At 47.1% G+C, this 276-nt stretch carries 1 protein-coding gene; it reads right to left on the reverse strand.

What is annotated here, in order from left to right; all coding sequences use genetic code 11:
- The coding region (locus CWC14_RS16010; RefSeq protein ID WP_171036867.1) for a zinc ribbon domain-containing protein at window positions 1-276 on the reverse strand (276 nt) is incomplete at both ends.

A 276-nucleotide genomic window follows, 5' to 3' on the forward strand; every position in this document is an offset into this window, starting at 1 on the left:
AGTGCCAGCGGTCTGCTAAGGATTTCTTCTTCTTAGCTCCGCAGTCTGGGCAGGTTTGACTTGGCTTAACTTGCTTTGTTGGTACTTCAACAAATTCGCTACTAGCTTCTTCCGCTTTGTATCGCAGCAAATTAAGAGTCATGGTTGGCGCGGTGTTCAGAATTTCCCGATTCAGACCAGCCTTTTGTTTCACCATTTTTCCGTTTTTCTCGACAGTACCTTTGGCACTGCGAGTCATGTTCTTAACGGTGAGTCTTTCGGTGGCGATCAATGCCG

Origin of the sequence: Pseudoalteromonas sp. S3260, from assembly GCF_005886925.1 — a bacterium.
GTDB lineage: Bacteria > Pseudomonadota > Gammaproteobacteria > Enterobacterales > Alteromonadaceae > Pseudoalteromonas > Pseudoalteromonas tetraodonis.